Annotated in this window: 7 protein-coding genes and 1 riboswitch; of the genes, 1 reads left to right on the forward strand and 6 read right to left on the reverse strand. The window is 67.1% G+C overall.

Features of this window, described 5'->3' with window-relative positions:
• Window positions 1-9 precede the first annotated feature (9 nt).
• The 4 genes from ileS to ACAG21_RS22000 form a co-directional block, all read right to left on the reverse strand.
• On the reverse strand, window positions 10-3,138 hold the full coding sequence (gene ileS / locus ACAG21_RS21985) for an isoleucine--tRNA ligase (protein WP_370498379.1): 3,129 nt from the start codon (window positions 3,136-3,138) through the stop codon (window positions 10-12).
• A 282-nt stretch (window positions 3,139-3,420) separates the two neighbouring features.
• Window positions 3,421-3,660, reverse strand: coding sequence for an Rv1535 family protein (locus ACAG21_RS21990; protein WP_370498380.1), 240 nt, complete (start codon window positions 3,658-3,660; stop codon window positions 3,421-3,423).
• Window positions 3,661-3,938: 278 nt separating this feature from the next.
• Window positions 3,939-4,108: riboswitch (M-box (ykoK) riboswitch) on the reverse strand.
• 170 nt (window positions 4,109-4,278) lie between these two features.
• Entirely contained in the window at window positions 4,279-5,403 is a 1,125-nt protein-coding gene (locus tag ACAG21_RS21995) for an NAD(P)H-dependent flavin oxidoreductase (RefSeq protein ID WP_370498381.1), read from the reverse strand.
• A 35-nt stretch (window positions 5,404-5,438) separates the two neighbouring features.
• Window positions 5,439-6,008, reverse strand: a complete 570-nt coding sequence (locus ACAG21_RS22000) for a carboxymuconolactone decarboxylase family protein (RefSeq protein ID WP_370498382.1) — start codon at window positions 6,006-6,008, stop codon at window positions 5,439-5,441.
• Between the two features lie 293 nt (window positions 6,009-6,301).
• Between ACAG21_RS22000 and ACAG21_RS22005 the strand changes: the two genes are divergently transcribed.
• The gene (locus ACAG21_RS22005; RefSeq protein WP_370498383.1) at window positions 6,302-7,225 is read left to right on the forward strand and encodes a glycosyltransferase family 2 protein; all 924 of its coding nucleotides are present in this window, start codon (window positions 6,302-6,304) and stop codon (window positions 7,223-7,225) included.
• On the opposite strand, the gene ACAG21_RS22010 is transcribed toward ACAG21_RS22005, so the two are convergent.
• Window positions 7,222-14,883, reverse strand: a complete 7,662-nt coding sequence (locus tag ACAG21_RS22010; protein WP_370498384.1) for an amino acid adenylation domain-containing protein — start codon at window positions 14,881-14,883, stop codon at window positions 7,222-7,224. The two genes, ACAG21_RS22005 and ACAG21_RS22010, sit on opposite strands and share 4 nt — an antisense overlap.
• Window positions 14,883-25,151 carry an amino acid adenylation domain-containing protein gene (locus tag ACAG21_RS22015; protein ID WP_370498385.1) on the reverse strand — a complete coding sequence of 3,423 codons (10,269 nt, stop codon included), beginning with the start codon at window positions 25,149-25,151 and terminating at the stop codon, window positions 14,883-14,885. The genes ACAG21_RS22010 and ACAG21_RS22015 overlap by 1 nt, the downstream gene beginning before the upstream one ends.
• Window positions 25,152-25,155: the final 4 nt, after the last annotated feature.

A 25,155-nucleotide genomic window follows, 5' to 3' on the forward strand; every position in this document is an offset into this window, starting at 1 on the left:
TTTCGCGGTTCACGCCCGAGCGATCGAGACCCGAACCCCGTCGCCGATGGCGACGGCCTCCGGTGCTGGCTCGCCAAACTGGAAGCTGGTAGCCAGGATTTCACCCGCGATCAGGTCTTGGTGCTCCCGCGCCCAGGCCTCGCGTTCGGCGGGCACCGCCATCACCACCCGGATACGGTCGGAGACGTCCAGCCCGGTCGACTTACGCAGCTCCTGCAGCTCGCGGATCCGGTCCTTGGCCCAACCTTCGGCCTCCAGCTCGGGGGTCACCGTGCCGTCCAGCACCACCAGCCCCGCTCCCCCGGGCAGCGCCGCAGTGAACTCCGGGTCGGCGGCCACCAGCCGCGAGCTGTACTCCTGCGGCTGCAGCACCGCGGGGCCGGCGGTCAGGGTGCCGTCGGAGTTGACGACGCCCTCGCCAGCCTTGACCGCCTTGATCGCGGCCTGCACGTCCTTGCCGAGCCGCGGCCCGGCCACCCTGGCGTTGACGGTGAGCTCGAAGCGGCCGTAGGTGTCGATCGCGTCGGTCAGTTCCACCTTCTTGACGTTGAGCTCGTCGGCGATCAGGTCGGTGAACGACACCAGTTGCTGCGGATCCTCGACCGCCACAGTCAATTTCGGCAGCGGCAGCCGCACCCGCAGTTTCTTGGCCTTGCGCAGCGACGACCCCGCCGAACATACGTCGCGCACTTGATCCATCGCGGCCACCAGGTCGGGGTCCTGGGGCAGCGTACCGGCGTCGGGCCAGTCGGTGAGGTGCACCGAACGCTCGCCGGTCACCCCCCGCCAGATGATCTCGGTGGTCAGCGGCAGCAGCGGCGCGGCCAGGCGTGTGACCACTTCCAGCACGGTGTGCAGCGTGTCAATCGCGTCGCCGTCTTCGTCCCAGAACCGCGAACGTGACCTCCGCACATACCAATTCGTCAGCGCCTCGGTGAACTGACGCAGTTGTTCACAGGCCCCGGAGATGTCGCAGACCTCCAGCGATTCGGTGAGCTCATCGCGCAGCACGGCCAGCTTGGCCAGAATGTAGCGGTCCAGCACGTGTGCCGAATTGGTCCGCCAGGTACCGACTTTCGGCGCGTAGAGCGACAGGAAGCTGTAGGCGTTCCACAGCGGCAGCAGCACCTGGCGCACGCCGTCGCGGATGCCCTGCTCGGTGACGATCAGATTGCCGCCGCGCAGGATCGGTGAGGCCATCAGGAACCAGCGCATCGCGTCGGAGCCGTCGCGGTCGAACACCTCGCTGACGTCCGGGTAGTTGCGCAGCGACTTGCTCATCTTCTGGCCGTCGGAGCCGAGCACAATCCCATGTGCCACACAGGTTTTGAAGGCGGGCCGGTCGAACAGCGCGGTGGCCAGCACATGCAGCGTGTAGAACCAGCCGCGGGTCTGGCCGATGTACTCCACGATGAAGTCACCGGGGTAATGGGTGTCGAACCAGTCCGCGTTCTCGAACGGGAAGTGCACCTGGGCGTACGGCATCGACCCCGAGTCGAACCACACGTCGAGCACGTCGGGGATGCGCCGCATCGTGCTGTTACCGGTGGGGTCGTCGGGGTTGGGCCGGGTGAGCTCGTCGATGTAGGGGCGGTGCAAATTGGTGGGCCGCACCCCGAAGTCGCGCTCCAGTTCGTCGAGGCTGCCGTAGACGTCGATGCGCGGGTAGGCCGGATCGTCGGATTTCCACACTGGAATTGGGCTGCCCCAGTAGCGATTTCGTGAAATCGACCAGTCGCGCGCACCCTGCAGCCACTTGCCGAATTGGCCGTCCTTGACGTGTTCGGGGTACCAGGTGATTTGCTGGTTGAGTTCCACCATGCGATCCCGGAATTCGGTGACCGCGATGAACCACGACGAAACCGCCCGGTAGATCAGCGGATTGCGGCATCGCCAGCAGTGCGGGTAGGGATGCTCATAGGTCTCGTGACGGATCAGTACCGGCTGGTTCACCGCCGCCGGACCGCTCTGGTTCTTCAGGTCGCGGATGATGTGCGGGTTGGCGTCAAAGACGTGCTGTCCCTGGTAGTCCGGGACCGTGACGTCGAAGCGGCCTTTGGAGTCGACCGGGGTGACCGGCACGATGCCCACCTTGTCGGTGGTCGCCATGTCGTCCTCACCGTAGGCCGGTGCCATGTGCACGATCCCGGTGCCGTCGTCGGTGGTGACGAAGTCGCCCGGCAGCACCTGAAATGCCTTGGCCCTGTCCATGAAATACGGGAACGGTGGCAGGTAGCGGGTTCCCAGCAGGTCGGCGCCCGAGTAGGTGCCCAGCACCTCGGGCTCTTCCCCCAACTCACGGGCGTAGCCGGCCAGCCGGGCCTCGGCCAGCACGAACCGCCGCTCCCCCACCCGGACCTGCAGGTAGGTCACCTCGGGATTGACCGCCACCGCGAGGTTCGACGGCAACGTCCACGGCGTGGTCGTCCACACCAGCAGGTAGGCGCCGTCCAGCTCACCACCGGTCACCTTGAAACCCACCGTCACGGCCGGGTCCTGACGACTCTGATAGACGTCGTCGTCCATCCGCAACTCGTGGTTGGACAACGGGGTTTCGTCGCGCCAGCAGTACGGCAGCACCCGGTAGCCCTCATAGGCCAGGCCCTTGTCCCACAGCTGTTTGAACGCCCAGATCACCGACTCCATGTAGGGCAGATCGAGCGTCTTGTAGTCGTTGTCGAAGTCGACCCAGCGTGCCTGCCGGGTGACGTAGGCCTGCCATTCGTCGGTGTAGCGCAACACCGATTCCCGGCAGGCCTCGTTGAACGCGGCGATACCCATGTCGTCGATTTGCGACTTGTCGGTGATGCCCAGCTGGCGTTCGACTTCGAGTTCGGCGGGCAGCCCGTGGGTGTCCCAGCCGAAGCGGCGGTCCACCTTGTGGCCACGCATGGTGCGGTAGCGCGGGACGATGTCTTTCACGTATCCGGTCAGCAGGTGCCCATAGTGGGGCAGGCCGTTGGCGAACGGCGGCCCGTCGTAGAACACGTACTCTTCGGCACCCTCGCGGTTAGCGATGCTGGCCCGGAAGGTGTCGTCGCGGGTCCAGTAGTCCAGGACCTCGAGTTCCAGCGCCGGAAAGTCGGGAGCTCCCCCGGCCAGCTTGGGATAAGCCCTGGCGTCAGCGTTTTCGGTCACGGTGCGCGTCGTCTCCTGCGTGCCTACGGTCAGGCCGGGGACGAGGTCGCGCAACCTGCGCGAGCACCGCGGTACCACCCCGCTTGCCGTGCTGGCGCACGACCGCTCGATTCGGGCTGTGACGGGCCTACCCGTTCGGGTCTACTAAGCCGTGCGGGCTGTTCTTCCGAAAGCTCCCCGGTGATAGCCGGATCGACGCGGACCCACTCTACCGCGAGACTGCAACTGCCTACTCAAACGCCGAGTAAAGCCGTACGCAGCTACAGTCTCGCGGTAGGAATCTCAGGCCGTGACCTCGATGAACCCCACCCGCCACAGCACCGCGTAGAGGTGGCGGACGGGGACGCTCAGCAGGCGGGCGGCACCGGTCACCAGCGGGTCGCCGGCGCCGAAGTATCCGGCCTCGGCCGGACGGGCCGCCTTCGTGGGCGCGGTGGCCTGCGTGGGCGTGGTGTCGCGCACGACGCGCAGGTTGCGGACGGGCGCTACGGCAACTACTTCGTCGAAGAGTACTGCGGTCATGATCGTCTCCTAACCGGAATTGCAAACGGGTTCTGATTGGACTGATGTGTCCCGACCCGTCAGGGTTCCGATCCGAGAACGCTTGAGCGCTAAGTCGATTCGCTAGCTCGAGGCGTCGGACCGGAGGTCGGATTGGGACGGAGCTTGTCCTGGATATCCATCCGGACTGCCACTGGAACTCATACGTCCCTCACCTCCTCTACGGCCACGACGCGTGCGGTTACCCGCGCCTATTTGCGCGCACCAAAAGGAGTTCAGAATCCGGCGACCGCCGGAAATCCGCACCCCTCTCGTCAGAGCTTTGGCACCACACGACGTGTCCGGAACTCCGGAAGCCACTTGGACTCAACCCTTAAGCCGGGAGGAGCTGTCCTGACCCGGGGCGTCTTTCGACGTTCGGGGTCAGTGGCCTGTGTTCGTGTAGCCGCCTCACCTAACGAGGTGCTGCTGTAGATACTCCACGAGGTATCCGGCCCGGTCAATGTGATCTGAGCCGTGTCGCGCCACTTTATGGGTTTATTACGCCGCTTCACAGCTTTCGGTCAGCTTTGACGCCCCTGACCTGGTTGAACGCGTCGCTGTGGCATGGTTCACACCCGTCCGAACGTGCCCAGGCAGTCAGTTCTCAGCTAAGTCTTCCAGCCGTCCGATCGTGTCGGCGAACTCCTCGATCATGTCGAGCACGACCGCACGGGTCGGCCGGACCCGGTCGAGCGAACCGACCACCTGGCCGACGAAATAGGTTGCCAGCTCACGTGCCTTCGCACCGGGATGGGCGGCCGCTTGGTTGATGCGTAACTGCGGTTCGGTGACGAGGTTGGTCTGCAACGGCATACCGAGCGGAGCCGGGTTCCCGGGCCGCTCCCACTCGTCGGTCCAAGCCGTTCGCAGCATCCGCGCCGGCTTGCCCGTCATCGACCGCGACCGCACGGTGTCCGAAGAACTGGCGGCCAGGAACTTCTCCTTGACCACCGGGTCGGTCTCGGCTTCCTCGGTGGTCAGCCAGACCGAGCCACACCAGACGCCCTCGGCGCCCAGGGCCAGGGCCGCCGCGATCTGGCGCCCGCGGGCGATCCCGCCCGCGGCCAGGACCGGGACCGGCGCGACCGCGTCGACGACTTCGGGAACCAGGACCATGGTTGCCACCTCGCCGGTGTGGCCTCCGGCCTCGGTGCCCTGCGCGACGATCAGGTCGACGCCGGCCGCGGCATGCCGTCGCGCGTGCGCGGTGGTGCCGGCCAGCGCGGCCACCAGCACGTCGCGGCTGTGCGCGCGTTCGACGAGGTCGGCCGGGGGCGGCCCGAGCGCACTGGCGATCAACCGAATGTCATGTGCGAAGGCCACTTCCAGTAACGGCTCGTACCCCTTGGGCGAGACGTTGAGACCGCCGACGGATGCCCGCGGCGGTTCGGCCGGAGCCGTGATGCCGTACCGGGCGAGCAAGTCTTCGACGAACGCACGATGCTCCTCGGGCAGCAACTCCCTGACTTGCTTCGCGTCGATGCCGCCCTTTTCCGCTCCGACGTATTTGGGCGGCAACAACAGGTCGACCCCGTAGGGTTTGCCGCCGGTCTGCTCCTCGATCCAGGCCAGTTCGTTCTGCAGCCGTTTCGGACTGTGTGCGACGGCGCCGAGGACTCCGAATCCGCCCGCGTTGGTGACCGCGGCGACGACGTCACGGCAGTGGCTGAAGGCGCATATCGGGAACTCCACACCGAGCATCTCGGCGACTCTGGTCCGCATGCCTCGACGCTAGGAGTTATCGCCTGGCATGGCAATCAACTCGCCGGTGCACGCCCGTCCGGCGGCCAGCCCGCCACACCATCCTCCAATGGGACCTCGAGGCTCTGCAGGATCGACGAGATCATCCGCCAGGCGCTGATCGCGGTGACGAGTTCGACGAGAGTTGTTTTGTCGCCTTGTAATTCGCGCTCGCAGGCGGCCCAGCTGTCGGCACTGACCGCTCCGTTGCGCACCACGTCGTCGGTAGCCGCCAGCACCGCTCGCTCGCGGGGCCCGAAACCTGCGTGCTGTTGCCAATCGCGCACAGCCAGCAGGTCCTCGGTCGTGACACCCAACCGGGTGGCGACGCGCCAGTGCTGGGTCCATTCGTATTCGCACGCGGTGAGCCAACCGATCCGCATGATTACCAGCTCGCGCAACCGCGCGTCGAGCGAACCGTGCCACAGCATCGTCGCGAGCAGATCATTGACCGCGCGCGCCAGCTGCGGATGGTTCAACAACACCTGGAAAATACTGAGTTCGGCCATGTAATCGGGTACCGCCGCCTCGTCGGCGGCGGCCTTGGCCTCGCCGAGCGGCAGTCCGGGCACGCGGGCTGTCGTCATCGGGCACTCCGATCAACTGGCGGAACGTCTGTCATCGTAGTCAGCGGGTACCGGCGCGATTTCATGGCGCGGCGGGCAACCGGGCCGCAGCGCAGATAGACATGTGTTGAACAACGAGCGGTCACCGGTGAACGTTCTACCAAGATGCGGCTATTCACCCCGATACGCCAACCCGATCAGCACTACGGTTTAACGGAATAGGGCGCTTTGAATTACTCGCCCTCGCAGCTGAATTCGGGGCCGGTTGTCTACGGCGCTGGCCGACCCCACATGTCCCAGATTGGGTGTAAGCCATGGCGCAACAGCCCTCGGTCGCGATTGTCATTCCCGCCTACAACGAAGAACGCTTCATCGGCAATTGCCTGGAATCGTGCATCAACCAGACCTCGGCACCGGACGAAATAATCGTCGTCAACAACAGGTCGACCGACGCCACCGCGTCGATTGTGCGCGAATATCAAGCAGCGGCGCCGCACCTGGACATACAGCTTCTCGACCAAACCGTCTACCAAGGCGCCGCCCCGACCCGTGACTACGGATTCGATCATGCCCGGTGTGACGTGTTGGGCCGCATCGACGCCGATACCGTCATTCCGCCGGATTGGGTCGAAAAGGTTCGCGGTTACTTCGAGGATGCCGACATCGACGCCGCGAGCGGTCCGATCGCCATTTACGACCTGCCATTGCGGACATTTCTGTTCTGGGTCGATTCCACGCTTCGCTACCACCTGCACCAGCACGTCAAGAGCGAACGGTTTCTACTCGGCTGCAACATGGCAATTCGCGCGACAGCATGGAAAGGCGTGCGGCTTCAGACACAGCTGGACCCAGAGGTGCTCCTGCACGAAGATATCGACCTGGCGCTGACGCTGTTCGAGAACAATTTCAGAATTTCCTACGAGCCGTCCATGGTCGCCGCCATCTCGGGCCGCCGGGTCGAAGACTCACCGCGCGATTTCTACCGATATGCCACGCGTTACACCCGGACGACCAAACTGCACGGCATCAAGAGCCCCACGGCCCACACGACGATCGCCACTCTGCTGGTGCTGTATTACCCGTTCCGCACGATGCGGTTCTTCTATGACGCCGACCAACAACAGTTCACCTTGGCACGGCTGCGGAACCGCATCCAGAAAGTCGGCCTATCCGCCACGATGCGGACGCGGATAAGCGTTCGGCGCGGACCGGCCCCAGCGGAGCCGCCGGCCGCCTAGAGCAATCCGACCAACTGCAAGTCGGTGACGTACTTGATGATGACCGCCGGTGTGATGTGCGGGATGTCGTTGTCCGCACCGATTTTCGCTTCCTGCACCGCGGCACGGAACCGGTCGGTAGGCGCGAACGACCCACGGGTCGGCTCGAGCGGCTGAATCTGCTCGGGGTTGTGCAGCATCAGCTGCAGCATCTGCAGCACCGAGTGCTGGCGCTGCCGATCCGGCAGGGCCCGCAGGCCGATCTCGAATTGCCGCACCCACTCCGCGAAGTCGTCGATGCGCTGGATCGGATAGCCGGCCTCGATCAGCCAGTCGACACAGGTGTCGACTCCGATGCCGTCGTCGTGCGGGTTCATCACGTGGTAGGTCTCGAACCCGTCGACCACTTGGGCCCCGAGGGTGGCAATCGACTCGGCGACGAACTCGACCGGCAGCGCGTCGTAGTGCGCCCGCTGCCGGTTGCCGTTCTCGTCGCGCTTGTAGAACGAACCGGGCGCGACGCCCGTGGCCACCAGGCTCAGGATCATCCGGGTGACGACGTCGGTCATGTTGAACTGGCCCGCGTAGCTGACGTCGGACAGGATCATGCCGCTGCGGAACACCGAAACCGGAAGCCCGAACTGCTCATTGGCCTCCCGCAGCAGCACCTCGCCGGCCCACTTGCTGTTGCCGTAGCCGTTGGCGAAGCTGCCGTCGAGGACGCGGGTCGGACTGATCACCCGGATGTCGGCATCCTCGGTGAACAGCGCCGGCTCGACCTGGCGGCCGAGGTCGGAGGTCGATACGTAGGTGTACGGCTTAATCCGCGAGGTCAGCGCGAACTTGATCAGTTCGCCGGTGCCAACGACGTTGGGCCCGAACAGCTCTCGGTAGGGCAGCACTTGGTTGACCACGGCGGCCGAGTCGACGATCAGGTCGACGGTGTCGGCCAGTCGCTGATAGGTCTGCTCGTCGAGACCCAGGTTGGCTTCGCCCTTGTCGCCGGCGACGACCTCGAGATGGTCGGCGGCCAGCTGGTGGAAGTGGTCCACCAACCGCGGGTCGCCGCTGTCGAATGCCTTCTCCAGACGACGCCATGCCTCCTGGTCGGAGCCGGCGCGCACCAGGCAGATCAGCTTGCCGTCAACACGTTTCAGTTGCTTGAGCCACTCCAGGGCCAGGTAGCGCCCCAGGAAGCCGGTCGCCCCGGTCAACAGCACCGTGCGCGCTTCGGCGCTCGGGCCCGGCAGCGTCGGAGCGCCGAGCAGCGTCGTCTCGTCGATGAACTTGTCCAAGGTGAGGTCGCTGGCACGCAACCCCTCGGGGTCGCGGCCGTGCACCGCAACGTAACTCGGGCCGTTGGCGTCGGTCTCGTCGGCGTCGGGGTCGCTGTCCAGACGCTGGCTCATCGCGCGGACCGACGGCGCCTCGAACAGCGTGCGCACCGACAGGTTGGCGTCGAACGCCGTATTGATCGCGGCAACCACCCGCATCGCCGACAGCGAATCGCCGCCCAGGTCGAAGAAGGAGTTCTCCACGCCGACCCGCTCGATACCGAGTACCTGGCCGTAGATCCCGGCCACGATCTCCTCGGTCGGCGTCGCGGGCGGGGTGTAGCGGACCGCACTCTGGTATTCGGGTGCGGGCAGCGCGCGTTTGTCGAGCTTGCCGTTGACGGTCCGCGGCAGCGTGTCGAGCACGACGATCGCGGTCGGAACCATGTAGGCCGGCAGCCGCTCGCCCAGCACGCCGCGCATCTGCGCGGTGTCGACTTCACCGGTGACGGTGACGTACCCAACCAGCCGCTTGTCCCCCGGACGGTCCTCGCGAGCGATCACCGCCGCGGCCTGCACCCCGTCGAGGGCGGCCAGCGCGGCCTGCACCTCACCGAGTTCGATGCGGTAACCGCGGATCTTGACCTGCTCATCGGCGCGGCCCAGGTACTGCAACTGCCCATCGGCGCCCCAGCGCACCAAGTCGCCGGTGCGATACATCCGGGCGCCGGGCCCACCGAACGGGCACGCCACGAACCGCGACGCGGTCAGGCCGGCCCTGCGCAGATAGCCCACGGCCACACCCCGGCCGGCGATGTACAACTCACCGACCACGCCCTCGGGCGCCGGGCGCAGCCATTTGTCCAGCACGAACAGCGCCGCACCCGGTACCGGCACGCCGATCGGCGCACCCTCGCCGGCCTTCATCGGCGCACTGATCGCCGCGTAGATGGTGGCTTCGGTCGGGCCGTAGGCGTTGATCATCACCCGTCCCGGCGCCCACTTGTCGACTATTTCATTCGGGGATGCCTCCCCCGCCATCACCAGCGTCGCGGACTCCAACCCCTCGCCCGGCATCATCGCCAGCGCCGACGGGGTCTGGCCCACCACGGTCACCTGCTCGGCGACCAGCAAGTCGCGTAGCTCGTGAGCCGATGCCGCCGCCGAATCGGGCACCACGACCAGCCGTGCACCGTGCAGCAAGGCATTGAAGATCTCCCACACCGAGACGTCGAAACTGTAGGAGTGCCACTGCGACCACACCTGGCCAGGGCCGGTCGGTGCGCCGGGGTCGGGCGCTTCCAGCAACGACGTCGCGTTGTGGTGGGTAATCGCCACGCCCTTGGGCACCCCGGTGGTCCCCGAGGTGTAGATCGTGTACGCCAGGTCCTCCGGCGTCGGCACCGGGAAGGTGATGTCCGACGGAATCGACAGGTCTGGGTCGTGGACGTCGATGACCGGCAGATCGGCCCCGTCGAACCGGGACCGCATGGTCTCGTCGGTCATCGCGGCGACCGGCGTGGCATCACCGAGCATGAACTCCAGTCGCGCGTCGGGCATCGCCGGGTCGATCGGCAGGTAGGCCGCTCCGGACTTGAGTACCGCCACCATCGCGATGATCGCCTCGGCCGACCGGTTGAACAGCAACGCCACACATTCGCCCGGACGCGCGCCCTTGCTGACCAGCACCCGCGCTAACCGGTCGGCCGCCTCGTCGAGCTCGCGATAGGTCCACGACCGCTCGCCGTCCACCAGCGCTACCCCGTCGGGGGTCCGGGCCACCTGCGCGGCGAACATCGCCGGGATCGTCGTGCCCTCCGCCGGCTGGGTCAGCACGGCGCGGTTGCCCCACTCGTCCAGGCGGGCATGCTCACCGGCATCCAGCACGTCCATCGACGACAGCCGCTGGCTCGGGTCGGCGGTCATCGCTACCAGCACCCGCTGGAATCGCTGCACCAGCGTTTCGATGCTCGCCGGGTCGAACACGTCCGTGTCGTACTCGACGCGGATGCCCAATTCGTGGCCCGGCAAGGCCATCACGGACAGCGGGTAGTGGTTGTATTCGCGGTTCGTGACGTCGGTGATGGCCAGCTCGTGCACACCCACCGGCACGTTCGTGTCGATCGGGTAGTTCTCGTACAGGAACAACGTGTCGAACAACTGGTCGTGGCCGGTGGCGCGGTGAATGTCGGACAGCCCCAGGTGCTCGTACTCGAGCCGGTTGTTGTGGGCGGTCTGCAGCTGGTCGAGCAGCTCGGCGACCGTGGTGGCCACGGTCGTGTTCGCCCGCACCGCAACGGTGTTGATCAGCAGGCCGACAATCGATTCCGAACCCAGCACCTCGGGAGGCCGGCCCGAGACCGCGGTGCCGAAGGCGACGTCGCGCTGGCCGGTCAGCCACATCAGCAACTGTGCCCAGCCGGCCTGCAGCACCGTGTTGACAGTGGTGTGGCAGGACCGGGCCAGCGTGCTCAGCTCGCGGGTGGTCTCGGCGGACACCCGGTAGGAGTCGACGCGTCGCCGCCCGAGCCCTATTCGCGTCGCGGGACCGACCAGGGTCGGGTTGTCGAAGCCTTCGAACATCTGGCGCCATGCCGCCTGGGCCGCCGGGCGGTCCTGTTCGGCGAGCCAGGTGAGAATGCTGCGGTAGGACGCGGGCGCGGGCAGGCGCTCGCCGTAGTAACTGGCGAAGATTTCGCGCAGCAGGATCGGCAACGACCACCCGTCCATCACGATGTGGTGGTTGGTGATCACGAACCGATGCTTGTTCTCGGTGGTCCGGATCAACGCCGCACGGAAGGCCGGCCGGCTCAACAGGTCGCTGACCGCGTCGCGCTCGTCGGCGCACAGCTGCTCGATTTGCTCGTCGTGGCCGGCTTCGTCGCTGTCCAGCTGGATGTAGCGCCAGGCCATGACCGGCTCGGCGGGGATGATCTGCACCGGCTCGTCGAATTGGGCGGAGAACCGGGCCGCCAAGTTGGGGTGCCGGTTGACCACCGTCTGCACCGCTTCGCGCAGCCGCTGCGGGTCAATGGCCCCGGCGATCGTGATACCCAGCTGCACCGCGTAAACGTCGTCGCCGTTGTCGCCGCCCTGGGCAACGCTGGCGTGGAACAGCAGACCCTGTTGCACCGGGGTCAGCGGCAAGACGTCGGCGAGGTGGTACTGCTGCTCGAGTTGGTCCAGCTGCTGCTGGGTCAGCCGTGCCGGCGCCAGGTCGGACGGCGTCAGGCCGCCACCGCCGTTGCGCACGTGCGCACAGATGCCGGTCAGGGCCTCGAACCACAGCGTGCTCAGCCGGCTGATCTGCTCGCCGTCCAGCGCCGAGGGCGCCCAGGTCCAGTTGGCGTGCAGATGCGGGCCCGCTTCGGTGTCCATCGTGCCGGCGTTGAGGTCGACGGTGTGCATCAGCGGCAGCGGCACCGCGGTGGCCGCGCCGGCGATCGACAAGCCTTCTTCGGAGATCCGCCACAGATCACCGGCAAGCTCCGCGGCCGTGCCTGCGCCCAGCCGGCCGAGGTAGTTGAACCCGATTGCCGGGTCACTGCCGTGCAGGTCCACCTCGTCGTTCGTGTAGCGCAGCAGTCCGTAGGTCAGTGGATCGGGCAGGCCGCGCAGCTGTTCCTTCGCGTCCTTGATCACCCGTCCCAGGGCCGCGTCACCCGCGACCACCTGCGACCAGTCCAGTCCGGCGACGGCCAGCGACACCGGGTACTTGGTGGTGAACCAGCCGACGGTGCGCGACAAGTCGACATTGGGAGCCAACTCTTCGTGGCGGCCGTGGCCTTCGACGCCGATGCCGATCGGCGAACCGTTCCCCAGGAACTCCGCCCAGGCCAACCCGAACGCGATCAACAGAATGTCTTGCACCCCGGCGTGAAACGCCGCCGGCACCTCACCCAACAGCAACCGCGTCGTCTCGACGTCGAGTTCGGCCGACATGTGCTCGGCGCTGACGTAGGTGTCCACCTCGGGACGCACGGCCGGCAACGCGGCCGGCACCGATGCCACGCGCCGCCACGCCTCGGCCTGCTCCACTACCTCGGGGCGCTGGGCGTACTCCTCGAGCAGCGACGACCAGCGGGCGAAGGACGTCCCGCCCGGGGGCAACTCGATCGGTTGTCCGCTGTGGTGCTGAGCCCAGGCAATGTTCAAGTCTTCCAACAGGATTCGCCACGACACGCCATCGACGGCCAGGTGATGAATGATCAGCACCAACTGCGACGCGGAGCTCACCCACAGCGCGCTGAGCATCACACCGGCGGCTGGGTTCAGCCGCGACCGCGCCTCGATGAGCGCCTCGTCGGACAGCACCTCGACCGACTGCAGCAGACCGGCGGCATCCACGGTGCCTACTTCGGGTACCTGAAGCGACCACTCACCCGCGTCGTCGTCCTCGACCCGCAGCCGCAGGGTGGCATGCCGATCGATCAACGCCTGCAGCACGGGTGCGACGTCGGATTCGGTCACCCCGGACGGAGCCTGCACCACCATGGTCTGGTTGAACTGCTCGACGGGACCCACCACGCCCTGCAGCCACCGGATGATCGGGGTGGCGACCACGTCGCCGATGCCCTCGTCGACGACGCCGTCGGCGCCGTCGGTCATTGTGGCTACCCGGGCCAGCCGGGCCACCGTCTGCTCGACGAAAATGTCACGCGGACGGCACATTACGCCGGCCGCCCGGGCGCGCGCCGACACCTGCATCGACAGGATGCTGTCACCACCCAGGTCGAAGAAGGAGTCGTCGACACCGACCCGTTCGACGCCGAGGACCTGCGCGTAGATTCCGGCCAGGATTTCCTCGACCGCGTCCGACGGCGCGCGATATTCGCCGCCGCCGGCGTATTCGGGTGCGGGCAGGGCACGTTTGTCGAGCTTGCCGTTGACGGTCAGCGGCAGCGTGTCGAGCACGACGATCGCCGTCGGAACCATGTAGGCCGGCAGCCGCTCGGCCAGCGCGCTGCGCATCGACGCGGTATCCACGTCTGCGGTGACGGTGACGTACCCGACCAGCCGCTTGTCGCCCGGGCGATCCTCGCGAGCGATCACCGCCGCGGCCTGCACCCCGTCCAGGCCGGCCAAAGCCGCTTGCACCTCACCCAATTCGATGCGGTAACCGCGGATCTTGACCTGCTCGTCGGCACGGCCCAGGTATTGCAACTGCCCATCGGCGCCCCAGCGGACCAGGTCCCCGGTGCGATACATCCGGTCGCCCGGCTCGCCGAACGGGCACGCCACGAACCGCGACGCCGTCAGGCCGGCCCTGCGCAGATAGCCCACGGCCACACCACGACCGGCGATGTACAACTCACCGGTCACCCCCTCCAGCGCTGGCCGCAGCCACTTGTCCAGCACGAACAGCGCCGCACCCGGCACCGGCGAACCGATCGGCGCACCCGTGTCCGGGGTCAACGGCGCGCTCATCGCCGCATAGATCGTGCCCTCGGTCGGACCGTAGGCATTGATCAGCACCCGCCCGGGCGCCCACCGATCGAGCACCTCGGACGGGAGCGCCTCGCCGGCCACGAACACCGCGGTCGACTCCAAGCCGTCCGACGACAACATCGCTGCCGCAGAAGGGGTTTGGCACAGGACATTGACCTTTTCGGCGATCAGCAGTGCATGCAGATCGTCCGGCGAACTGGCCACCGTTTCGGGAACGATCACCAGCCGCCCGCCGTGCAGCAGGGCTCCGAAGATTTCCCACACCGAAACGTCGAAACTGTAGGAGTGCCACTGCGACCACACCTGCCCCGTACCCGCCGGCACCGCCGAGTGCAGCTTCTCCAGCAGGGACGTCGCATTCTGGTGAGTGATCGCCACACCCTTGGGCACCCCGGTCGTCCCCGAGGTGTAGATCATGTACGCCAGATCCTGCGGCGCGGGCGCGGACAATTCGGTGCCGGGGTCCTCGCCGGGCTCATCGAAGTCGACGACGAGCAGGTCGGTCCCGTCCAACCGCGCCCGGTGGGCAGCGGTGGTGAGCGCCGCGACCGGCGTGGCGTCGCCGAGCATGAATTCCACCCGCGCGTCCGGCAGCGCGGGATCGATCGGCAGGTAGGCCGCTCCGGCTTTGAGTACCGCCATCATCGACACGATCGCCTCGGTCGAACGCGAAAACAGCAGTGCCACAGTCTGTCCCGGGCCCGCACCGTGGGCGGTCAGCACCCGCGCCAACAGCTCCGCGGTCTCATCGAGCTCGCGGTAGGTCCACGACCGGTCCCCGCACACCAGCGCGACGGCCTCCGGGGCGTTGGCGACCTGCGCCGCAAACAGCTCGGGAATCGTCACGCTCTTCGCCGAGCGGGTCAGTACGGCGCGGTTGCCCCACTCGTCCAGCCGCGCGACTTCACCCCCGTCGAGGAGATCAATCGATAAGAGCCGCCGTTTACCGTCGGCCATTACTCATCCCCTGAATCGTCGGTCATGGCTACCAGCACTCGCCGTAACCGCTCGACCAACGTTTCGATACTGGCTTTGTCGAAGACATCGGTGTCATATTCGACTCGAAGGCCCAGTTCGTGGCCCGGCACGGCTTGCACTGACAGCGGGTAGTGGTTGTACTCGCGGTTCGTGAACTTGGTGATCGTCAGATCCTGAACCCCCGACAGCGCTGCGGTGTCGATCGGGTAGTTCTCGTAAACGAACATAGTGTCGAACAGTTGGTCGTGCCCGGTGATTCGGTGAATTTCGTTCAACCCCAGATACTGATGCTCGAGTGTTTCGGTGTACGAGCGTTGCAGTTGGTCCAGCAGATCGGCGATGGTGGTGGCCGAGTTGATGTTGGCGCGGACCGGCACCGTGTTGATCATCAGGCCGACGATGGATTCCGCACCGGGTAGGTCGGTCGGCCGTCCCGAGACCGCGGTACCGAACGCGACATCCGGCTGACCGGTCATCCGCATCAGCAGCTGGGCCCACGCCGCCTGCAGCACGGTGCTGACGGTGGTACGGCAAGACCGGGCCAGCTCGCTCAGCGCGGCGGTGGTCTCGGCGGACACCTGGAATTCTTCGACACCTCGCTGTCCAAGCCCCATCCGTTGGGGCGGGCCGACCAGGGTCGGGGTGTCGAAGCCGTCGAACACCTCGCGCCACGCCGCTCGGGCCGAGCTGCGATCCTGGTCGGCCAGCCAGGTCACGAACTTGCGGTAGGACACCGCCGCGGGAAGCCGGGCACCGTAGTAGCCGGCAAAAATCTCTTGCAGCAGAAGCGGTTTCGACCAACCGTCCAGCACGATGTGGTGGTTGGTCAGCACGAACCGGTACTGGCCTTGCGCGGTGCGCAGCAGCGCGGCCCGGAAGGCCGGCTTACCGACGAGGTCGCAGACGGCGGCGCGTTCAGCCGCGGATACCTGCTCAACCTGCCCGTCGACATCGGCGTCGTCCAATTCGAGGTACTGCCAAGTCAATTCGGGCTGAGCCGGCAGAATTTGCAGTGGCTCGTCGAAGTCACCGCTGAAACGGGCGACCAGGTGCGGGTGCCGGGTGACGACCGTGTGCACCGCATCGCGCAGCCGGTCCGGGTCGACGGCACCGGTGATGCTGATGTCGAGCTGCACCGCGTACAGGTCGTCGCCGCTGACGCCGAGGTCCTCGGCGGTGCTGGCGTGGAAGAACAGGCCCTGCTGCAGCGGGGTCAGCGGCAACACGTCGGCGATCTGCTCGGTCTGTTGCAGTTCGTCGATCTGCTGCTGGCTCATCCGCGCCGGCGCGACGTCGGACGGCGTCAAGCCACCGCCGCCGCCCCGGACGTGCTCGCAGATGCCCGACAGTGCGTCAAACCACAACTGGCTCAACCGGTTGATCTGAGCCTCGTCAAGCGCCGAGGTCGCCCACGTCCAGTTGGCCTGCAGCTGTGGGCCACCCTCGGTGTCCATGGTGCCGGCGTTGAGCTCGACGGTGTGGGCCAGCGGCATGGCGACGGCCGTCGCCGCCGCCGCGGCCGGCAGGTCGTCCTGGGAGAGCTGCCACAGGTCACCGGAAAGGTCCGTCGCACCTGCGCCGAGGCGGCCCAGGTAGTTGAAGCCGATCGCCGGGTCGGATTTGTCCAGCTCGACATCGGGGTTCAGGTAGCGCAGCAGACCGTAGGTCAGCGGGTCGGGCAAACCTCGCAGCTGCTCCTTGACGTCCTTGATCACCGGGCCCAGCGCGGTGTCACCGGCGACCACTTTGGTCCAGCCCAACTCGCCGACCGCCAACGACACCGGGTACTTGGTGGTGAACCAACCGACCGTGCGCGACAGGTCAACGTCGGCGGCCAATTCCTCGTGACGCCCGTGACCCTCGACGTCGACACCGATCGGCGAGCCGTTCCCCAGGAACTCGGCCCAGGCCAAACCGAACGCGATCAACAGAATGTCTTGCACCCCGGCGTGAAACGCTGACGGCACCTCGCCCAGCAGCATGCGGGTCGTCTCGACGTCCAACCCGACCGACAGTTGTCCGGCCGTCGCGAACGTGTCCGAGGGCTGCACCGCCGGCAGCGCGGCGGGCACGGCGGCGACCTGCCGCCACGCCTCGGCCTGGGCGACAACCTCGGGGTCGCGGGCGTGCTGGTCCAGCAGCGACGACCAGCGGGCGAACGACGTGCCCGGTACCGGCAACGCCACCTCTTGCCCGCTGTGATGCTGCGCCCAGCCGATGTTCAAGTCTTCCAACAGGATTCGCCACGACACACCATCGACCGCGAGGTGGTGAACGATCAGCACCAATTGCGACGTGGAGTTGACCCACAGCGCACTCAGCATCACACCGGCTGCCAGGCTCAGCCGCGACCGCGCCTCGACGAGCGCCTCGTCGGACAACACGTCGACCGAGCGGAGCAGCGCCCCGGCATCTACCGCGCCGACCTCGGGCACCCACAACGACCAACCACCGGCGCCGTCGTCGTCGACCCGCAGTCGCAGCATCGCGTGCCGATCCACCAACGCCTGCAGCACCACCAGCACGTCGGGTTCGGTCACACCGTCGGGCGCCTGGACCACCATCGTCTGGTTGAACTGCTCGACCGGGCCGTCGGTTTCCTGCAGCCAGCGGATGATCGGAGTGGCGATGACCTCGCCCAGACCCTCGTCGGCTGCGCCGTCGCCCTCGGCGCCCATCCTGGCCACCCGGGCCAGCCGTGCCACGGTCTGCTCGACGAAAACGTCACGGGGACGGCACATCACACCGGCCGCCCGGGCCCGGGCCACCACCTGCATCGACAGAATGCTGTCGCCGCCCAGGTCGAAGAACGAGTCGTCGACACCGACCCGCTCCACACCCAGCACCTGGGCATAGACCCCGGCCAGGATCTCCTCGATCGCGTCCGTCGGTGCGCGATAGCTATCGACGTCGGAGTACTCCGGCGCCGGCAGCGCGCGGGTGTCGAGCTTTCCGTTGACCGTCAGCGGCAACGCGTCCATCACCACCACCGCGACCGGCACCATGTACGACGGGAGCCGCTCGGCCAGCTGGCTGCGGATCTCGGTCGGGTCCGCGGTTCCGGTGACGTAGCCGACCAGGCGCTTGTCGCCGGGACGGTCCTCGCGCGCGATCACCGCGGCCTGTGAGACCCCGTCCAGACCGGCCAAAGCCGCCTGGATCTCGCCGAGTTCGATGCGGTAACCGCGGATCTTGACCTGCTTGTCGGCACGGCCCATGTACCGCAGCTGTCCGTCGGTACCCCAGGACACCAGGTCGCCGGTGCGATACATCCGCGATCCGGGTCCGCCGAACGGGCAGGCGACGAATCGCGTCGTGGTCAGGTCCGGGCGCCCGACGTATCCGCTCGCTACGCCGGCGCCGGCCACGTACAGCTCGCCGACCACGCCGGGGGCGACGGGTCGCAGCCAGCCGTCCAGCACGAAGAAGGCGAGATGCGCCAACGGCACCCCGATGGGGCTGTTGTTGCTGTCGACGTCGGCGTCGACGATCTCCCGGAACGAGGCGTGCACGGTCGTCTCGGTGATGCCGTACATGTTGATCATGCGCGGCAGCCCCGGGTGGTTGTGCAACCACGTCTGAAGGCGTTGCGGCTCAAGCGCTTCGCCACCGAAGACCACGGTCTGAAGCTTCAGCTGCTGTCCCAGCTCGGGTTGCAGCGCGTCGGCGGCCTGCAGCGCGTAGAACGCCGACGGCGTTTGGCTCAACACGCTGACTTGTTCGCTGACCAGCAGGGCGTGCAGGTCTTCCGGTGAGCGGACCACCGCGTCGGGCACCACGACGACCCGGCCGCCGTGCAACAGCGCGCCCCAGATCTCCCAGACCGAGTAGTCGAAGGCCAGCGAATGGCATTGGGTCCAAACCTGTCCCAGCTCCATCTCGGCGTCCAGGGACTCCAGCAGCTGGGTCACGTTGCGGTGGGTGACGGCCACGCCCTTGGGCTTACCGGTAGTGCCCGAGGTGTAGATGATGTATGCGACGTGGTCGGCCGCGGGTGTCGGCAATGCGGTGTGGGGCGCCGCGCTGATGGCCGGGTCCTCGACATCGATGACCAGCAGGTCGGCGCTTTCCAGCCGCGAACGCAGGTCCGCGGTGGTCAGAGCGGCGATCGGCGCCGAGTCCGACAGCATGAACTCCATCCGCGCCGTCGGGTGCGCGGGATCCATCGGCAGATAAGCCGCACCCGTCTTCAGCACCGCCAGCAGCGACACGATCGCCTCGGCGGATCGGTTGAGCAGCACCGCAACTCGCTCGCCCGGGCCGGCGCCACGGTCGGATAGCCAGTGCGCCAACCGGTTTGACGCCTCGTCGAGCTCGCGGTAGGTCCACGACCCGTCCCCGCTGTTGACGGCGACGGCCTCCGGAGCGCGCGCGACCTGCGCGGCGAACAGTTCCGGAATCGACACCGGCGCGCTCGCGGGCAGCGTCAGCACCTCGCGGTTGCCCCATTCCTCGAGCCGAGAGTGCTCATCGGCGTCAAGCAGGTCGATCGACGACAACCGCCGGGTGGAGTCGGTGGTCATCGTGACCAGCACCCGCCGCAACCGCTCGATCAGCGAATCAATGGTGGCGATATCGAAGACGTGGCTGTCGAATTCGACGCGCAGGCTCAGTTCGTGGCCCGGCGTCACCACCACCGACAGCGGGTAGTGGTTGAATTCGCGGCTGCTGAAATCGGTGATGGCCAACTCTTGGACGCCGAACAGCGCACCCGCGTCGATCGGGTAGTTCTCGTAGAGGAAAAGCGTGTCGAAGAGTTGATCGTGGCCGGTCACGCGGTGAATGTCCCGCAGCGACAGGTGGTCGTACTCGAGGGTGTCGTTGTGGAACCGCTGCACTTGGGCCATCAGGTCGGCGATCGTGGTCGTCGCCGTGGCGCTGGCCCGCACCGGCACGGTGTTGATCAACAGGCCCACCAGCGCGTCCGCACCGGGCAACTCGGTCGGCCGGCCGGAGACCGCGGTGCCGAACGCGACATCGTGATGCCCGGTCAGCCACATCAGTACCTGCGCCCACGCCGCCTGCAGCACGTTGCTGACGGTGGTGTGGTTGGAGCGCGCCAGGTCGGTCAGGGCCTGGGTGACGTCGGCAGGCACCCGATACGACTCCACGCCACGCTCGGCCGCCTGCCCCGGCGGGCTCACCAGCGTGGGGGTGTCAAAGCCGGCCAGCACTTGGCCCCACGCCGCTTGCGCCGCGTCGCGGTCCTGCTCGGCCAGCCAGGTGACAAAGCTGCGGTACGACGGCGGCGCGGCCAATCGCTGCCCGTAGTAGAGAGTGAAGATCTCCTGCAGCAGGATCGGCAGCGACCAGCCGTCGATCACGATGTGGTGGATGGTCAGCACGAACCGGTGCCGGTTGTCCCCGGTGCGGATCAAGGCCACCCGGAAGGCCGGCTGGTCGGCGATGTCGCACACCGCGGCGCGCTCGTCGGCGCACAGCTGCTGGACCCGCTGATCGACTTCGGCTTCGCCGCCGGCCATTTCGACGTACTGCCACGCCATGACGGGCTCGGCCGGAATGATCTGGATCGGCTCGTCGAACTGCTGGTTGAACTGCGCCGCCAGGTTGGGGTGGCGGTTGACCACCGTCTGGACCGCCTCGTGCAACCGTTTCTGGTCGAGCGGACCGGTGACGGTGATGCCCAACTGCACCGCGTACAAGTCGTCGCCGGAGCCCTCCGCGAGCGCGGTGTGGAACAACAGCCCCTGCTGCACCGGGGTCAGCGGCAGCACGTCGGCAATGCGGAGCTGGCGGGACAGGTCGTCGATTTGTTGCTGGGTCAGCCGCGCGGGGGCCACATCGGACGGCGTCAGCCCGCCGCCGCCGCGGCGGACGAGCGCGCAAATACCGGCCAGGGCCTCGAACCACAGCTGACTGAGCCGGTTGATCTGGGTGTCGTCGAGCGCCGACGGCGCCCAGGTCCAGTTGGCGTGCAAGTGCGGACCGGCATCGCTGTCGACGGTTCCGGCGTTGAGTTCTACGGTGTGCGCCAACGGCATCGGGATCGACGCCGCGGCGCCGGCCAGGGCGAGGCTCTCCTGGCTGACCCGCCACAGGTCCTCGGAGAGTTCGGCCGCCGAGGCGCCCATGCGGCCCAGGTAGTTGAAGCCGATCGCCGGGTCGGTTCCGGCCAGGTCGACGTCGGGGTTCAGGTACCGCAGCAGGCCGTAGGTCAGCCCGTCGGGCAGGGCGCGCAGCTGTTCCTTGACCTCTTTGATGACCGCGCCGAGGGCGGGGTCGCCGTCGGCCACTCGCGCCCAGTCCAGGCCACCCACGGTCAGCGCCACGGGGTACTTGGTGGTGAACCACCCGACCGTGCGCGACAGGTCCACGTAGGGGTTCAGCTCTTCGTGGCGGCCGTGACCCTCGACGTCGATGGCGAGCGGCTTGCCCGCAGAACCTAGGAATTCCGCCCAAGCCAAGCCGAACGCGATCAACAGAATGTCTTGCACCCCAGCGTGAAACGCGGCCGGGACCTCACCCAGGATCTGGCGTGTCGTGTCGACGTCCAGGTCCACCGACAACCGTCCGGCGTTGGCGTGGGTGTCCACCGCCGGCTGTACGGCCGGCAATACGGCCGGCGTCGACGCCACCTGGCGCCAGGCGTCCGCCTGCGCCACCACGGCCGCGTCGCGGGCGTGCTCTTCGAGCAGCGATGACCACCGGGCAAACGACGTCCCCGGCGCCGGCAGCTCTATCGGTTGCCCGCTGTGGTGCTGAGCCCACGCGATATTCAAGTCTTCCAACAGGATTCGCCACGAGACACCGTCGACGGCCAAGTGGTGGATGATCAATGCCAATTGCGACGTCGAGGTCACCCACAGCGCGCTGAGCATGGCCCCGGTTGCCGGGTTCAGCCGCGAGCGGGCTTCGGCGAGCGCCTCGTCGGTCAACACGTCGACCGAACGCAGCAGACCGGCGCCTTCCAGCGACTCCACTTCGGGCACCCACAGCGACCAGCCACCGGTGCCGTCGTCGTCGGCCCGCATCCGCAGGGTGGCGTGCCGATCAACCAGTGCCTGCAGTACCACCGCGACGTCGGCCTCGGTCACTCCGGCCGGGGCTTGCACCACCATCGCCTGGTTGAACTGCTCGACCGGGCCCTCGACGTCTTGCAGCCAGCGGATGATCGGGGTGGACACCACCTCGCCGAGCCCCTCGTCGACCGCCCCGATCTCGCCGGTGGCCACGCTGGCCACCTGGGCCAGCCGGGCCACGGACTGCTCGACGAAGACGTCGCGCGGCCGCAGCAGCACACCGGCCGCCCGGGCCCGCGACACGACCTGCATGGACAGGATGCTGTCGCCGCCCAGGTCGAAGAACGAGTCGTCGATGCCGACCCGCTCCAGGCCCAGGATTTCGGCGTAGATCCCCGCCAGCACCTCTTCGACGGCGGTGGTCGGGGCACGGTAGGCGCCACCGACGTTGTGGTATTCGGGCGCCGGCAGGGCGCGGGTGTCCAGCTTGCCGTTGGGCGTCAACGGCAGCGTCTCCAGCACCACCACCGCGGCCGGCACCATGTATGCCGGCAGCCGCTCGGCCAGCCGGGCCCGCGCCGCGGCGGGGTCGACGGTGCCGGTGACATAGCCGACCAGGCGCTTGTCCCCGGGGCGGTCCTCACGGGCGATGACCGCGGACTGCTTGACCTCGTCCAGCGCGGCCAGCGCGGCCTGCACCTCGCCCAATTCGATGCGATACCCGCGGATTTTGACCTGCTCGTCAGCGCGGCCTAAATAAAGGAGTTGTCCGTCGTCGCCCCACGAGACCAGGTCTCCGGTGCGGTACATCCGCTCCCCCGGCTGCCCGAAGGGGCATGCGACGAATCGCGACGAGGTCAGCCCGCCCCGTCGGATGTAGCCGCACGCCACACCGGCACCGGCCACGTACAACTCACCGACCACGCCGGGCGGCACCGGCTTCAGCCAGCGGTCCAGCACGAACAACGCCGCGCCCGGGACCGGCGAACCGATCGGCACCACACCGGATCCGGGCACCAGCGGCGCGCTGATCGCCACACACACCGTGGTTTCGGTGGGGCCATAGCCGTTGATCATCACCCGGCCGGGCGCCCACTGATCCATGACCTCGGGCGGGCAGGCCTCGCCGGCGACCACCAACGCGGCGGTCTCCAAGCCCTCGGGCGAGAGCATCCCGACCGCCGACGGGGTCTGGGTGAGCACGCTGACGTGTTCGCCAACGAGTAAGGCGTGGAAGTCTTCGGGCGAGCGAGTCACCGACTCCGGCACGACCACCAGTCGCCGGCCTCCCAGCAGGGCAGCCCAGATCTCCCAGACGGAGAAGTCGAAGGCCAGGGAGTGGCATTGCGACCAAACACCGGTCCGCGGCAGACCCGCATCGAAGCAGGCGAACAGTTGCGTGACGTTGTGATGAGTAACGGCAACACCTTTGGGAGTACCGGTGGTGCCGGACGTGTAGATCACGTGGGCGAGGTTGTCCGGGTCCGGCATCGGCAGTGCCGTGCTGGGCTGAGCCGCGATGCGAGGATCGGCGACGTCGATGACCACCAGATCCTGTCCGTCCAGCCGCGATCGCAGGTCCGCGGTGGTGACCGCAGCCGTCGGCGCGGCGTCGGAAAGCATGAACTCCGTGCGTGCTGCCGGGAGTGCCGGGTCGATCGGCAGGTATGCCGCACCGGTCTTCAATACAGCCAGGATCGCGATGATCGCGTCGGCGGAGCGAGAGAACTGAAGTGCCACAACGTGGCCCGGGCCGACGCCCTCGCTGACCAGCAGGTGCGCCAACCGGTTGGCGGCCTCGTCGAGTTCCCGATAGGTGGTGGAACGTCCTTCGAAGGTGACCGCGACCGCCTCGGGGGTGCTCTCCACGTGCTTGGCGAACGTCGCCGGAATCGACACCTTGGCCGGCGCGGGCTCGGTCAGGACGGCACGGTTGCCGAATTCGCCGAGGCGGGCCGTGTCATCGGCATCGAGCGCCTCGATCGACGACAGCGTCGCGGTGGGGTCCTCGACCATCGCCAGCAGCACCTGCTGCAACTTCGCCGCGAGATCGGCGACGTCGAAATTCGCAAACGGTTGCCCGGGGCCGGCCGTGCTCAGGAAAAGCTGATCACCGGCGCCGAGGAAGAAGAACCCGAAGTGACCGACCGGGCCGTGGTTCGTGTACCCCGCATGTGCCGGTGCGCCAGCAAGATTCAGGGTCAGACGGGACGGGATGAAGTTCACGCCCACCCGGTTTGCGCCTTGGCGGGCGCCGCCTTCGCCCTCGAGGGCGTGAACCGGGTAGCGCTGATGCGCCAACAGCTCCCGGATCCGTGTGTCGACGTGGGCGACAAAGTCGCCAACGGTTGTTTCCGGTGACGTCGTCAATACCAATGGGACGACGCCGGCAAGCATCGCGGGCAATTTCTTCGACTCTTCGGTCACCCGGCGGCTGACCGGGAAGTCCAGCGTCACCTCGTTGGCGTTACCGGACCATCCGCGCACCAGCAGCGCGCACGCGGCGGTAATGGCCGAATACCGGCGGACCCGCAACTGTTTGGTCAACTGCTGCATTCGACCCACTACCGCCGGGTCCAACTGGACCGACGCAGACGTCAGATACGGGTCGCGCTCCTCGGTGACCTGGGGTAGCCGGTAATGGAATCCGCTTTCGGTCGGCAGGTGTTCCCGCCAATAGGCCTCGTCTTCTTGGTAGTCGGCGGAGGCCTCGTAACCGGACTCGCAGTCGATCAGGTCCTGCAGGGACCCGAAGTACGCGTCAGGCACCGGATCACCAGCGACAAGTGCCGAGTAGACGGTGGCGACGCGGCGGCTCACCAGCGCCATGCCCATGCCGTCTACGGCGATGTGGTGGCAGCAGGCGAACAAATAAAATTCGTCGTCTTGCGTCTGGAATAAGGTAAAAATGAAAAGCGGACCCGAGAATGGCATGGGGGTGCGCTGAATTGACGATGCCATTTCCCGGACTTTTCGCACGGGATCATCCGAGCCCCGGAAATCATAGAAGCCCAGCTCGGTATCGGGATAATCGACAGCCTTCTGCAAAACAACGTGGTCGTCGGCCTCGAAGAACGCCACGCGGCCCGACTCGGACTCGGCAACCACTTGCCGGATCGCCTGCTGCAGCAAATCGTGATGGACGGCGCCCTCGATCAACACCAAAAGGCCAAGCTGCCACTCGGTACCCGCGAAACCGGTTTCCTGCGAGAGCCAAATATCGAGCTGCCCACGCGTCAACGGGTGCGCCCGCTCACCACGTTCCATGTGA

This window comes from Mycobacterium sp. pR1184, from assembly GCF_041287235.1.
In the GTDB taxonomy this organism is placed as follows: domain Bacteria; phylum Actinomycetota; class Actinomycetes; order Mycobacteriales; family Mycobacteriaceae; genus Mycobacterium.